The organism is Bacteroides ovatus (genome assembly GCF_001314995.1).
Taxonomy (GTDB): Bacteria; Bacteroidota; Bacteroidia; order Bacteroidales; family Bacteroidaceae; genus Bacteroides; species Bacteroides ovatus.
The window spans coordinates 3,313,445-3,327,807 of the sequence record NZ_CP012938.1; the positions used below are offsets into that span (position 1 = coordinate 3,313,445).

The window sequence follows — 14,363 nt, forward strand, 5'->3', positions numbered from 1 at the left end:
CAAGCAATCTGATAGTTTCTGTTTCTAATTGGAAACGGCTAACTGTACAGCATCATTCACAATGCCTGCTAATATAAAGTCTTGAGCACATAAATGGTTCGACCAAAAAGAACACTAATACAAATAATAACAGTAAGGTATATTTGTCTATTTCACATAGATAGTTGAATAACATAGTAAAAAAGTACTTTTGCGATAGTTTCTTTAGCGGGGTTAATAAAAAAAGCGCCTATTAGCCATCGCATTAACCACGATTTTAACCACGACCTTAACCACGAAGCTATACCTTTGCCATGTCTCAACCCGTGGGAACATTCAACATTGGCAACACATGAAAACGCTGTGATTACTTCGCAAGCTATAAACTCAAAAAGAAAATTATGAAGAAATGTTGGTTATTATTTTTAGTGCTTAGCTGCACGCTTCTTGCCCAGTCCAAAGACTGGACACAATACGTTAATCCGTTAATGGGAACACAATCATCTTTTGAATTATCAACAGGTAACACCTACCCCACCATTGCCCGCCCTTGGGGAATGAATTTCTGGACCCCACAGACCGGAAAAATGGGAGACGGATGGCAATATGTCTATACAGCCAATAAAATCCGTGGATTCAAACAAACTCATCAGCCCAGCCCATGGATAAACGATTACGGACAGTTCTCCATTATGCCGATGGTGGGTAAACCTGAATTCGACGAAGAAAAGCGGGCTAGCTGGTTCGGACACAAAGGAGAAGAAGCAACTCCTTATTACTACAAGGTGTATCTGGCCGAATACGATATTGTCACGGAGATGTCTCCGACCGAACGTGCTGTTCTCTTCCGGTTCACTTTCCCGGAAAACGCACATTCGTATATTGCAGTCGATGCATTTGACAAAGGTTCTTTTATTCAGATTATCCCAGAAGAAAACAAAATTATCGGTTATAGTACACGCAATAGCGGAGGAGTTCCCGAAAACTTCAAGAACTATTTTATTATTCAATTCGATAAGCCTTTCACCTATAAAGCCACTGTAAATAATGGAAATATTCAAGAAAATGCAACCGAACAGACAACTGACCATGCAGGAGCCATTATAGGTTTTAAAACTCAACGTGGAGAACAAGTACATGCACGCATCGCCTCTTCCTTTATCAGCTTCGAACAGGCTGCAAGAAATATGAAAGAATTAGGAAATGACAATCTAGAGCAGATAAAACAAAAGGGACAGAAAGCATGGAACCAAGTACTGGGAAAAATCGAAGTGGAAGGAGGAAACCTCGATCAATACCGCACTTTCTACTCCTGCTTATACCGTTCGTTACTTTTCCCCCGAAAATTCTACGAACTGGACGAAGCCGGAAAACCTGTTCATTACAGCCCTTATAACGGGCAAGTTCTACCGGGATATATGTTTACCGACACCGGATTTTGGGATACCTTCCGGTGTCTTTTCCCATTACTGAATCTGATGTATCCGTCGATGAATAAAGAAATGCAGGAAGGGCTCATCAATACCTACAAAGAAAGCGGATTCTTCCCCGAATGGGCCAGCCCCGGACACAGAGACTGCATGATAGGAAATAATTCGGCTTCCGTACTGGCAGATGCTTATTTAAAAGGTATTAAAGTAGAAGATGTGAAAACTTTGTACGAAGGGTTAATACACGGAACAAAGAACGTACATCCCACCGTATCTTCCACAGGAAGACGCGGATACGAATATTATAATAAGTTAGGCTATGTCCCTTATGACGTAAAAATCAATGAAAACACAGCCAGAACTTTGGAATATGCCTACAATGACTGGTGTATCTATCAATTAGCCAAAGAATTAAAGCGACCGGAAAAAGAAATACAGCTCTTTGCCAAACGGGCGATGAACTATAAGAATGTATTCGATAAAGACTCCAAGCTCATGCGAGGAAAAAATGAAGATGGAACATTCCAATCTCCATTCTCACCATTGAAATGGGGAGATGCATTTACCGAAGGAAACAGCTGGCACTACTCATGGTCTGTATTCCACGATCCACAAGGATTAATTGACTTAATGGGAGGAAAAGATATGTTTATCACTATGCTGGATTCTGTATTTTCCGTACCTCCTGTCTTTGATGAGAGTTATTACGGGCAGGTTATTCATGAGATTCGTGAAATGACAATCATGAATATGGGGAATTACGCGCATGGCAATCAACCAATCCAACACATGATCTACCTATACAACTATGCCGGTCAACCCTGGAAAGCGCAGTATTGGCTACGCCAGGTCATGGATAGAATGTACACACCGGGCCCTGACGGATATTGTGGAGATGAAGATAATGGGCAGACTTCGGCATGGTATGTTTTCTCCGCATTAGGTTTTTACCCCGTATGTCCGGGAACCGACGAATACGTCGTTGGAGCTCCTCTTTTTAAAAAAGCAACCTTACATCTTGAAAACGGTAACAGCCTCATCATCCATGCAACCGATAACAACAAGAAGAATATGTATATTCAAACAATGAATCTGAACGGCACAGAATATAAAAAGAACTATCTACGCCATGAAGACTTATTAAAAGGAGGAAACATTAACTTCCAAATGGGAAGCCAGCCCAATTTAAACAGAGGAACGGAAGAGGAAAGCTTTCCTTACTCCTTCTCTAAAGTCCTAAAAAAGATTCGTTAAATTCATAAAAAACAAGAGACTGTTTAACTAAGTCTCATGTTGATAAGTTTGCCTCTATTATGGGAATCCATAGCAGAGGCAAATTTTATTCTTCAAGACTTATTAGGGATATTCATTAAAAGGAAAAAGTGATCTCCTTATTCATCAACGTTTCAAAAATCAGAAAAAGATAGAGGAGCCACACACCTTATAGCAACATGTATGCTACTTCTCTTAAGAAAGAGTAACTTCTTCCAATAAAGCAAGCTCCCAACTACGCCAAACAATAGTAATTAACTTCAGTTCACCTTTCGCCCTGGCTTCTGCCACCAGTTCATCTTCACTATAACGAAGTAACTGTTCGCGCGCCTCATCAGCAAGGGCACGTATTTCTTTTTCCGAAGCACCGGCTTTTGCATATTTCACCTCAAGCAGATAGGTGAAAGGAGGCAGTACAGGAACCGACGGACTAGGTTTGAAGAAGAAATCTGCAAAACCCTTATTCAATTCGTATTCCGGATAGAGCTGATAATAACGATACATTCCTAAATAGGCAAGCAAGAAGCCTTTAATGTGCGCTTCACCTTCAATATATTCACGGATACGACTTTGCTCACGAACAGCATTGGCGATAAAATCGAACAAAGGTTTCCAGTCTCCCCTGAAAGCCATATTCTCAAATAAAGCACTCATCCTGTTCATGTCAATTTTAAAGATATCATGCTTGATGTAGCCTTGTATCAAGAAATTAAACAGTTGTTCTCTTACAACCAAATTCGGTACATGTAAAATGGGTCTTCCCACCATGTCCACACCTTTGATGGAAAGAAGTCCGAAATAGAATAATAAAGACTTGAAATTACTGGGGTCCGTCATCTCCAATGCAGAGAAATGAGTAACGATGTCAGTAGTGATTTCTCCTTGCTCGGCTATTTCCTTTATAACGGAAAAATTCTCTCCCAACCCGTGATCTAGCTTTATCAAGTATGCCAACTTGTTAAAGTCAGTGCGAATATTGGGATCTACGATTTCTTCAGGCTTTTCCCCATGTAAAACAAAAGACTTCATAAAATAAAGTACCATATCAGAGTTAAACATACAGTCCACCAATCTACTTCTACTAAAGCAATAATTGTCATAATTAGGTTTCATCATGACAACAGTTTCATCTACAGATTGTATCAACACTCCTTGTTCTTTATAATAAGTCAGCATTTCACGCAATTCTTTCTCACTAAAACCAACTAAATCATTAAACCAAGGATCAGTCGTTATATTGGTTCCGATGTTAAAGCCACTAGTCACATCATCCATCGTCACCGGACTCACTCCGGTAATAAACAACCGTTCAAGAGCAGCTCCGGTTCCGGTAGTAGCGGATTTTATCACGTTAAAGAAGCCACGAATAAAACCTTCGCCATGCGTTGCTTTCCTATAAAATTCCGTACCGTAAGTCGAAAGAATGGTATTGGTGAAATTATCATATTCATCAATGAGTAAATAAATACGAATATTTTTCTTACGGGTAGCATAGGAATTAATCGCAGACAGAAAAGCACCGGGTTCTTCTTGTATTTTCTCATCAAGAACATCCCAAATTTCTTTTCCTAACAAATCTTCATACTTAAAGACAAAATCTTTAAGTTTGCTACAACAATGCAGCTTAAACGATAGTTCTACTTCATTGACATTGGAACTCACTTCCGAAAAATTAAATCGCATGATGAGAAACTGATTGTGGAGCTTCGTCGGATGCTGACCTATGTATAGCTGACCAAACAACTCGTCAAACTGTTCAGCATGATTTACGTCATAATAGGCCTCTAACATAGCCAAAGTCAGACTCTTCCCAAATCTACGGGGACGTATCAGAAACAGATAAGGCGGTTGCATCTCTATTTTTTCAATGAACATTGTCTTATCTACATAATAATAATTCTCTTTCTGAATTCGGCTAAAATCAGTTATTCCGTAAGGTATTTGTTTCATCATATTGCGATTCCTTTCAATTTATCTGTCCCTTATTTCTGCAGACTTTTTTCAATATTCTGCAAACGGCGTTCTAACGCAGCATACTTTTCATCCTTTTCTTTTAAAAGACGCTCGTAGAGTTCAGTGATTTTGTCGATAGGATTGAAGTTGTTAACTCGACTATCATTAATACTATCTTCGGTATCAGACTTAACTATACCCATGCTGATGTTTGCCCCACCTGCACTTTGTTCTGAATTATTCACCGTATTATTTTCAAACACCACCGTCTGTGCATCCTCCTCCAAAGTCTTGAGATAATCGAAAGGGACATTCAATGCACGTGCAAAACGTTGCAACATCTCATCATCAATCACTTTCATCTTCTCATATTTAGAAACAGCAGGTTGTGAGAGATGTACTAATTCACTCAAACCCTCCTGGTTCATATCCTTTTCAATACGGGTACGACGTATATTGCGTCCGTGATGGACTCTCCCAATTGTCAATTCTTCTGTTTCCATTTTTATTTTCTTTCTTTTTAAAATCCAACAAATATACAAATGAAAAGTTTCGCTCGAAGCAAATATACGAAAAAAACGAATAGATGTGATAATATGGATAAAAGGAATATTACAACCTGACAAATAGAATAAAATGAATACTTCAAACAGCGCATAATGTGTTAAATTATCACGAACTTTACCGCACGAAAGGGCAACAAAACAAAAGAGCTTACGGACATGAAAAGAATATTGACAAATAAAGAATACAGGTTCATAAAAGGGCTCAAAGAATTGATGATTAAATACAATGCGGTGATCTCTACAGATGCGCAAGGGAAAATTGAGATTGTGGTGAATGAAGACAACGAATCATTTGATTTTGAAGCAGAAAGCACGATCTATTTAGGAGCTTGTTTTTCAGATTATGAGTTAAATGAATTACTGGAAAAGAACTTCGCACACATAAAACGAATAAAAGAGGAGTATAAAACAAACTTGTAAACGGATCTATATAATCGAAAAATCATTAATCCTAATCTCTATATAAACACCCCACCGGTTTCTTTAAAACCAACGACCTCTTCCTTTTAAAGGAAGGGGTCGTTCCTTTAAAAGGAGTGAAGCTTTGGTTTTAAAGCAAGAAAAACGACCTTATTAACAGGTATATTTGCCTGTATCATAAACTTTTTAAATAAAAAAGCTCTTTCAAAGAAATTTTTCTCATATCTTTGCGACGTGTTAAGTTAATAAATTGATTAAGGTCGATTTTTGACTGTTTCGAATCGGGAAGTATGGGGGTACTTTCCGATTCTTTTTTTGGGGAGGATATAACAAGGTGTCTTTCATCTTTTTAAAGGTTTTAATAAACTGAATAAATCTAATATATACTAACTCTATATATAAAACAGTTCAACCCCGGATGATACTAATAAAAAAAGAAGAGGTTGTGTCAAAACGCTGACACAGCCTTTTTTTATGCGCAAAGCCCAGACTTTCTCAAGCCCGGGCTTTGTTATTACCCAAAGTTTTCGTATCTTTAGGTATAAAGTTTTTCGTTATGGCAAAGTTACATTTTCGTCCTTACATTCCCAACCAAACCGTTCTTTTTCCACAAAGAATTGATGAAAACATAGCTGCGACCGACCCGGTCCGCATCGTGAATGCTGTTATTGACAATCTCAATCTTGAGAGTTTCAAGAAGCTTTATAAGGAAACGGGCCGTTGTCCTTATCATCCTAAAATGATGCTTAAGGTGATAATCTACGCCTACATGAATAATATCTATTCTTGCCGTAAAATAGAGAAGCACCTCCTTCGTGACATTCATTATATTTGGCTTGCCGGTAATGAGCATCCGGATTTTATCACGATCAACCGTTTTCGTAACCGTGTAAAGGAGGAAATAAATAATGTATTTACCCAGTTGGTTCTTGTCCTTGCCGATAAAGGTTTCATCAGCCTTGATGTGGAGTATATCGACGGCACCAAGATTGAATCCAAAGCCAACAAATATACTTTTGTCTGGCGCAAGACAGTCGAACGGAACCGTACGAGACTAATGGATAAAATCCGTATTCTCTTGGAACAGGTGGATGAAGCCATTGCACAGGAGAACTCTATAAAAGACACATCCGTGGAGTTTACTCCCTGCAGGCTCTCTGACATAGTGGATGAACTTAAAGAAGCCCTGGAACGCCAGCCTGCAACAAAGGATAAGGAAGAAAAGAAAGCCCTGCGCAAAAAGAAGAAGCAGGTCATGGAACTTGAAGGGTATCGTGACAAGCTGATAGAATACGACAATCACCTTGATACCCTTGGAGAACGTAACTCCTATTCCAAGACCGATCCTGGTGCCACATTCATGCGCATGAAAGAAGATGCCATGAAGAACGGGCAGACCAAACCCGGATATAATCTGCAAATAGGTACTGAAAACCAATTCATCACAGACTTCCGTCTGTTTCCCAACCCTACCGATACACTGACCCTCATACCTTTTTTCCACTCTTTCCAGTACCGCTATAACCGTTTACCGAATATCTGTGTGGCAGACTCCGGTTACGGTTCGGAAGAAAATTACCGGTTCATGCAGGAGAATGGGATAGAAGCCTTCATCAAGTATAATTACTTCCATAAAGAACAGCGTCCTCGTTATACTCCCAACCCATTCCATGCCGAAAGTCTCCATTACAATGCCCAAGAGGATTATTACGTTTGTCCTATGGGACAGCACATGAACCGTATAGGAACCAAACGTGACAAGACAGCGAGCGGATACATCATCGAAAGTGCCCGGTATAAAGCAAAAAGATGCGAAGGTTGCCCTTTGCGTGGCAGTTGTTTTAAAGCTCGGGGGAACCGTATTATAGAAGTCAACCACCGATTAAATCAATACAAACGGCAGGCACGGGAAAGGTTGCTCTCAGAAGAAGGTATCAAGCATAGAGGCAGGAGGTGTATAGAACCAGAGGCTGTGTTTGGACAAATGAAATACAACATGGCATACAGAAGATTCCGGCATGTGGGAGAAGACAAGGTTACAATGGACTTTGCTTTCTTTGCTATAGCCTTTAATATCAAAAAAATGTGTGCTAAACTGATAAAAGAAGGAAAGGGGCTCATTACAGTTGCCAAATATATGTTTATGGGACTATTTATAACCCGATATAATTGGAATATAGCAACTTGTTGCCAAATGCATGAGGAAAAAGCAGCATAGCCAAAAGAAAATATAGCAGAACTGTAAAATATAAAAGAGGTTGTGCCAACGTTTTGACACAACCTCTTCTTTATATATAGACGCTATCGCGTTCTTATTTCTTTTCTGGTCTTGGCATCAACACTTTTCTTGAAAGTTTGAATTTACCAGTTTTCTGGTCAACATCAATCAGTTTTACTTCGATTTCATCACCTTCCTTAATTCCAGCTTCTTCTACTGTTTCCAGACGCTTCCAATCAATTTCAGAGATGTGCAGCAAACCATCCTTGCCCGGCAAGAATTCGATGAATGCACCGTAAGGCATAATAGAACGAACTTTACCTTTATAAACTTCGCCCACTTCAGGAACAGCAACGATTGCTTTAATCATGCGCATTGCATTATCAATACATTTTTTGTTTGTTCCGGAAACTTCGATGCGTCCCATACCATCAATTTCTTCGATAGTAATCACAGCACCGGTTTCTTCCTGCATACCTTGGATGATTTTTCCACCAGGGCCGATTACAGCACCGATAAATTCTTTAGGAATTGTCATCGTTTCAATGCGTGGAGCATGTTCTTTCAGGTCAGCACGTGGTTCAGCGATTGTTTCAGTAATCTTACCCAGAATGTGCATACGTCCTTCTTTTGCCTGATTCAAAGCACGTTCCAGAATTTCGTAAGACAGACCGTCTACCTTGATATCCATCTGGGTAGCCGTAATACCATCTTTTGTTCCCGTTACTTTGAAGTCCATATCACCCAAGTGGTCTTCGTCACCCAGAATATCAGACAATACAGCATATTTTTCTTCGCCCGGATTCTTAATCAATCCCATAGCGATACCTGATACCGGTTTCTTGATCTTCACACCAGCATCCATCAATGCCAATGTTCCGGCACATACAGTAGCCATAGAAGAAGAGCCGTTAGATTCGAGAATATCTGAAACCACACGTACTACATACGGATAGTCAGCAGGAATCTGTCCTTTCAAAGCACGCCAAGCCAAGTGACCGTGACCGATTTCGCGACGACCTACACCACGTTGTGCTTTTGCTTCACCTGTAGAGAAAGGAGGGAAATTATAATGCAATAAGAAACGTTCTTTTCCGTGTTCCAAAACATCGTCAATGATCTTCTCATCCAGTTTGGTACCCAGAGTAACAGAAGTCAGTGATTGTGTTTCACCACGAGTAAAGATAGCAGATCCGTGAGGACCAGGCAGAGGACCAACCTCACACCAGATCGGGCGGATTTCAGTAGTCTTACGACCATCCAAACGCTTACCTTCGTCAAGGATAGAACGGCGCATGGCTTCTTTTTCTACATCGTGGTAGTAACGGTCGATCAACGCACCCTTTTCGTCCAACTCTTCTTCAGAGAATTGAGCTTTGAATTCTTCACGGATAGCTTCGAAAGCAGCAAAACGTTCGTGTTTGTTATTGTTTCCGGAAGCGGCAACAGCGTAAGCTTTTTCGTAGCATGCTTCACGAACAGCCTTGCGCAAATCTTCGTCGTTCACTTCATGGTTGTATTCACGTTTCACTGTTTTTCCAACCTCTTCAGTCAACTCCATCTGTGCTTTACAATGAACCTTGATAGCTTCATGAGCTACTTTCATTGCTTCCAGCAATTCAGCTTCGGATACTTCGTGCATTTCACCTTCTACCATCATGATGTTCTCATAAGTAGCGGCCACCATCAGATCCATATCAGCTTTTTCCAGTTGTTCAAAAGTAGGATTGATAACGAACTGACCGTCGATACGTGCTACACGTACTTCAGAAATCGGTCCGTTGAAAGGAATATCTGAAACGGCAAGTGCTGCAGAAGCGGCAAGTCCTGCCAATGCATCCGGCATATCCACACCATCAGCAGAAAAGAGGATGATGTTCACATATACCTCTGCGTGATAATTATCGGGGAATAAAGGACGGAGAGCACGGTCGACAAGACGGCAAGTGAGAATCTCATAATCAGAAGCTCTACCTTCTCGCTTGGTGAAACCACCAGGGAAACGGCCGAATGCCGCAAATTTTTCTTTGTACTCTACCTGTAAAGGCATAAAATCTGTTCCGGGAACTGCATCTTTAGCGGCACAAACAGTAGCTAACAACATGGTGTTTCCCATGCGGAGCATTACAGAACCGTCTGCCTGTTTTGCCAACTTTCCCGTCTCGAGTGTGATGGTTCTTCCATCAGGTAACTCGATTGTCTTAACAATTGGGTTAATCATAAAAATTGTTTTATCTATACTTTTTCTTTCAAAATTCCTGCAAAGATATACATTTATCGTGGTAATTAGGTGGAAATGAGGTAAAAAGTTAGTGGCGAACTGATTTTTTTTCAAAATTAGGATGAAGAACACAGCAAAATGCTTTGACTAATCTCGAAAAGAAGTATATTTGCATCTCGTTAATAACACACACTATATGAAAAAGGTTACTTTTGCAGCGCTCGCCGCACTTACTATTACTGCTTGTAGTTCCGGCCCTAAATTCCAGGTGAACGGGGATGTATCAGGAGCCGACGGTAAAATGCTTTATCTCGAAGCTTCCGGTCTGGAAGGTATTGTTCCGCTCGATTCAGTGAAGCTGAAAGGGGAAGGTACATTCAGTTTCAAGCAGCCTCGTCCCGAGTCACCCGAATTTTACCGTTTGCGGATCGACGACAAAATCATCAATTTTTCTGTAGATTCTATCGAAACGATTCAAATCAAAGCTCCGTATGTGGATTTCTCTACTACTTATACGGTGGAAGGTTCGGAAAACAGCAATAAGATAAAAGAACTGACGTTGAAGCAGATTCGCCTTCAAAAAGAGGTGGACAATTTACTGGCATCCCTGCGCAGCAACGGAATAGGGCATGATGTGTTTGAAGACAGCCTGGCAACATTGCTCAATAACTATAAGGAAGATGTCAAAGTGAACTATATTTTTGCTGCTCCCAACACGGCGGCAGCTTACTTTGCCCTGTTCCAGAAACTCAATAATTATCTGATATTCGATCCGTTGAACAATAAAGACGATGTGAAATGCTTCGCAGCTGTTGCTACGAGCCTCAACAACGCGTTCCCTCATGCGATACGTTCCAAGAACCTTTATAATATTGTAATCAAAGGAATGAAGAATACGCGCCAGCCGCAAACGAAAGCTCTGGAAATTCCGCAGGATAAAATCGTAGAAACCGGTATTATCGACATTGCCTTGCGTGATGTGAAAGGAAATGTGCGCAAGCTGACCGACCTGAAAGGCAAAGTGGTTTTGCTCGATTTCTCTGTATTCCAGTCGCCTGCCGGAGCTCCTCACAACCTGATGCTCCGCGAACTGTATAATACATACGCTAAAGAAGGACTGGAAATATACCAGGTATCTCTCGACGCGGACGAACACTACTGGAAAACAGCGGCAGACAACCTTCCATGGGTCTGTGTGCGCGATGGAAACGGAGTTTACTCTACCAACGTAGCTGTATATAATGTTCGTCAGGTTCCATCTATCTTTTTGATTAATCGTAACAACGAATTGAAGCTTCGTGGCGAAGATATTAAGGATTTGGAAGCAGCTGTCAAGTCATTACTCTAAGTTGTTATAATTTAGCATATTTCATTTAAATATGTTACATAGCATCTTTTTTCACTTGACACGTATCACTTAAAAGGCTATCTTTGCAAAGAAATAATGAAAAGAGGGTTCCAACATGGCTCATGTTGGAATTCTTTTTTGTTTATATGACCATTTAAAACAATTAAAGGAGGAAAACATCATGGCTTATATGTCAGAAGAAGGTTACAAGAAACTGATGGCGGAACTGAAGGAACTGGAAACAGTGGAACGCCCGAAGATCTCTGCGGCAATAGCCGAAGCCAGAGATAAAGGAGACTTGTCTGAAAACGCTGAATACGATGCAGCAAAAGAAGCGCAAGGTATGCTCGAAATGCGTATCAACAAATTGAAAGCTACCATTGCAGATGCAAAAATCATCGATGAATCTAAATTGAAAACAGATTCCGTACAGATTTTAAATAAGGTGGAACTGAAGAATGTAAAGAATGGCATGAAGATGATTTATACCATCGTTTCAGAAAGTGAAGCTAACCTGAAGGAAGGAAAGATTTCCGTTAACACCCCGATCGCACAAGGGCTGCTTGGCAAGAAGGTGGGTGATGTAGCAGAAATTACTGTTCCACAAGGTAAAATTGCACTGGAAGTAGTAAACATATCAATTTAACGTAAAGGCAGGTCTCCGTGTGGGGCTTGCCTTAATTTATCAATAAAAGTTATGGCAACAATATTCAGTAGAATCATCGCAGGAGAAATCCCCTGCTACAAGGTGGCGGAAAACGACAAGTTTTTTGCTTTTCTCGATATCAATCCGTTGGTAAAGGGACATACATTGGTAGTGCCCAAACAGGAAGTAGACTATATTTTCGATTTGAGCGATGAAGACCTGGCTGCTATGCATGTGTTTGCAAAGCAAGTAGCCTGTGCCATTAAAAAAGCATTCCCTTGCCAAAAGGTAGGCGAAGCTGTTATCGGACTGGAAGTACCTCATGCACATATTCATTTAATTCCTATTCAAAAGGAATCGGATATGTTGTTTTCGAATCCGAAACTGAAATTGTCGGATGAAGAATTCAAGTCCATAGCGCAAGCAATCAACTCCTCTCTATAAAACATGATGATGAAATAATGAAGAGGTTGTGTCAAAACGCTGACACAGCCTTTTTTTATGCGCAAAGCCCAGACTTTCTCAAGCCCGGGCTTTGTTATTACCCAAAGTTTTCGTATCTTTAGGTATAAAGTTTTTCGTTATGGCAAAGTTACATTTTCGTCCTTACATTCCCAACCAAACCGTTCTTTTTCCACAAAGAATTGATGAAAACATAGCTGCGACCGACCCGGTCCGCATCGTGAATGCTGTTATTGACAATCTCAATCTTGAGAGTTTCAAGAAGCTTTATAAGGAAACGGGCCGTTGTCCTTATCATCCTAAAATGATGCTTAAGGTGATAATCTACGCCTACATGAATAATATCTATTCTTGCCGTAAAATAGAGAAGCACCTCCTTCGTGACATTCATTATATTTGGCTTGCCGGTAATGAGCATCCGGATTTTATCACGATCAACCGTTTTCGTAACCGTGTAAAGGAGGAAATAAATAATGTATTTACCCAGTTGGTTCTTGTCCTTGCCGATAAAGGTTTCATCAGCCTTGATGTGGAGTATATCGACGGCACCAAGATTGAATCCAAAGCCAACAAATATACTTTTGTCTGGCGCAAGACAGTCGAACGGAACCGTACGAGACTAATGGATAAAATCCGTATTCTCTTGGAACAGGTGGATGAAGCCATTGCACAGGAGAACTCTATAAAAGACACATCCGTGGAGTTTACTCCCTGCAGGCTCTCTGACATAGTGGATGAACTTAAAGAAGCCCTGGAACGCCAGCCTGCAACAAAGGATAAGGAAGAAAAGAAAGCCCTGCGCAAAAAGAAGAAGCAGGTCATGGAACTTGAAGGGTATCGTGACAAGCTGATAGAATACGACAATCACCTTGATACCCTTGGAGAACGTAACTCCTATTCCAAGACCGATCCTGGTGCCACATTCATGCGCATGAAAGAAGATGCCATGAAGAACGGGCAGACCAAACCCGGATATAATCTGCAAATAGGTACTGAAAACCAATTCATCACAGACTTCCGTCTGTTTCCCAACCCTACCGATACACTGACCCTCATACCTTTTTTCCACTCTTTCCAGTACCGCTATAACCGTTTACCGAATATCTGTGTGGCAGACTCCGGTTACGGTTCGGAAGAAAATTACCGGTTCATGCAGGAGAATGGGATAGAAGCCTTCATCAAGTATAATTACTTCCATAAAGAACAGCGTCCTCGTTATACTCCCAACCCATTCCATGCCGAAAGTCTCCATTACAATGCCCAAGAGGATTATTACGTTTGTCCTATGGGACAGCACATGAACCGTATAGGAACCAAACGTGACAAGACAGCGAGCGGATACATCATCGAAAGTGCCCGGTATAAAGCAAAAAGATGCGAAGGTTGCCCTTTGCGTGGCAGTTGTTTTAAAGCTCGGGGGAACCGTATTATAGAAGTCAACCACCGATTAAATCAATACAAACGGCAGGCACGGGAAAGGTTGCTCTCAGAAGAAGGTATCAAGCATAGAGGCAGGAGGTGTATAGAACCAGAGGCTGTGTTTGGACAAATGAAATACAACATGGCATACAGAAGATTCCGGCATGTGGGAGAAGACAAGGTTACAATGGACTTTGCTTTCTTTGCTATAGCCTTTAATATCAAAAAAATGTGTGCTAAACTGATAAAAGAAGGAAAGGGGCTCATTACAGTTGCCAAATATATGTTTATGGGACTATTTATAACCCGATATAATTGGAATATAGCAACTTGTTGCCAAATGCATGAGGAAAAAGCAGCATAGCCAAAAGAAAATATAGCAGAACTGTAAAATATAAAAGAGGTTGTGCCAACGTTTTGACACAACCT

At 40.7% G+C, this 14,363-nt stretch carries 10 protein-coding genes; 7 read left to right on the forward strand and 3 right to left on the reverse strand.

The genetic code is table 11. The features are described 5' to 3' along the window. The first annotated feature begins 380 nt into the window (after window positions 1-380). Window positions 381-2,663 (forward strand): GH92 family glycosyl hydrolase, encoded by a 2,283-nt coding sequence (locus Bovatus_RS13090; protein WP_004296254.1) that lies wholly within the window; start codon window positions 381-383, stop codon window positions 2,661-2,663. 213 nt (window positions 2,664-2,876) lie between these two features. Here Bovatus_RS13090 and Bovatus_RS13095 read toward each other — a convergent pair whose 3' ends face one another. Together Bovatus_RS13095 and Bovatus_RS13100 are read right to left on the reverse strand one after the other, a co-directional pair. Then, entirely contained in the window at window positions 2,877-4,634 is a 1,758-nt protein-coding gene (locus Bovatus_RS13095) for an ATP-binding protein (RefSeq protein ID WP_004296255.1), read from the reverse strand. 29 nt (window positions 4,635-4,663) lie between these two features. Continuing rightward, window positions 4,664-5,137 carry a helix-turn-helix domain-containing protein gene (locus tag Bovatus_RS13100; RefSeq protein ID WP_004296256.1) on the reverse strand — a complete coding sequence of 158 codons (474 nt, stop codon included), beginning with the start codon at window positions 5,135-5,137 and terminating at the stop codon, window positions 4,664-4,666. A gap of 219 nt (window positions 5,138-5,356) precedes the next feature. On the opposite strand from Bovatus_RS13100, the gene Bovatus_RS13105 reads away from it, so the two are divergent. Together Bovatus_RS13105 and Bovatus_RS13110 are read left to right on the forward strand one after the other, a co-directional pair. Continuing rightward, window positions 5,357-5,620 (forward strand): hypothetical protein, encoded by a 264-nt coding sequence (locus Bovatus_RS13105; RefSeq protein ID WP_004296257.1) that lies wholly within the window; start codon window positions 5,357-5,359, stop codon window positions 5,618-5,620. Window positions 5,621-6,176: 556 nt separating this feature from the next. Then, window positions 6,177-7,838, forward strand: a complete 1,662-nt coding sequence (locus Bovatus_RS13110) for an IS1182-like element ISBf3 family transposase (RefSeq protein ID WP_004296258.1) — start codon at window positions 6,177-6,179, stop codon at window positions 7,836-7,838. A gap of 94 nt (window positions 7,839-7,932) precedes the next feature. Here Bovatus_RS13110 and pnp read toward each other — a convergent pair whose 3' ends face one another. Further along, window positions 7,933-10,059: a polyribonucleotide nucleotidyltransferase gene (pnp, locus tag Bovatus_RS13115; protein WP_004323285.1), complete on the reverse strand. Its 2,127-nt coding sequence runs from the start codon at window positions 10,057-10,059 to the stop codon at window positions 7,933-7,935. A 196-nt stretch (window positions 10,060-10,255) separates the two neighbouring features. Here pnp and Bovatus_RS13120 point away from each other — a divergent pair, with 196 nt between their 5' ends. From Bovatus_RS13120 to Bovatus_RS13135, 4 genes are all read left to right on the forward strand, one after another. Next, window positions 10,256-11,407, forward strand: a complete 1,152-nt coding sequence (locus Bovatus_RS13120) for a DUF4369 domain-containing protein (RefSeq protein WP_004296260.1) — start codon at window positions 10,256-10,258, stop codon at window positions 11,405-11,407. Window positions 11,408-11,588: 181 nt separating this feature from the next. After that, entirely contained in the window at window positions 11,589-12,053 is a 465-nt protein-coding gene (greA, locus tag Bovatus_RS13125) for a transcription elongation factor GreA (protein ID WP_032844195.1), read from the forward strand. Window positions 12,054-12,104: 51 nt separating this feature from the next. Further along, window positions 12,105-12,497 carry an HIT family protein gene (locus Bovatus_RS13130; RefSeq protein WP_004296262.1) on the forward strand — a complete coding sequence of 131 codons (393 nt, stop codon included), beginning with the start codon at window positions 12,105-12,107 and terminating at the stop codon, window positions 12,495-12,497. A gap of 139 nt (window positions 12,498-12,636) precedes the next feature. Beyond that, window positions 12,637-14,298, forward strand: coding sequence for an IS1182-like element ISBf3 family transposase (locus Bovatus_RS13135; protein WP_004296258.1), 1,662 nt, complete (start codon window positions 12,637-12,639; stop codon window positions 14,296-14,298). The last annotated feature ends 65 nt before the right edge of the window (window positions 14,299-14,363 follow it).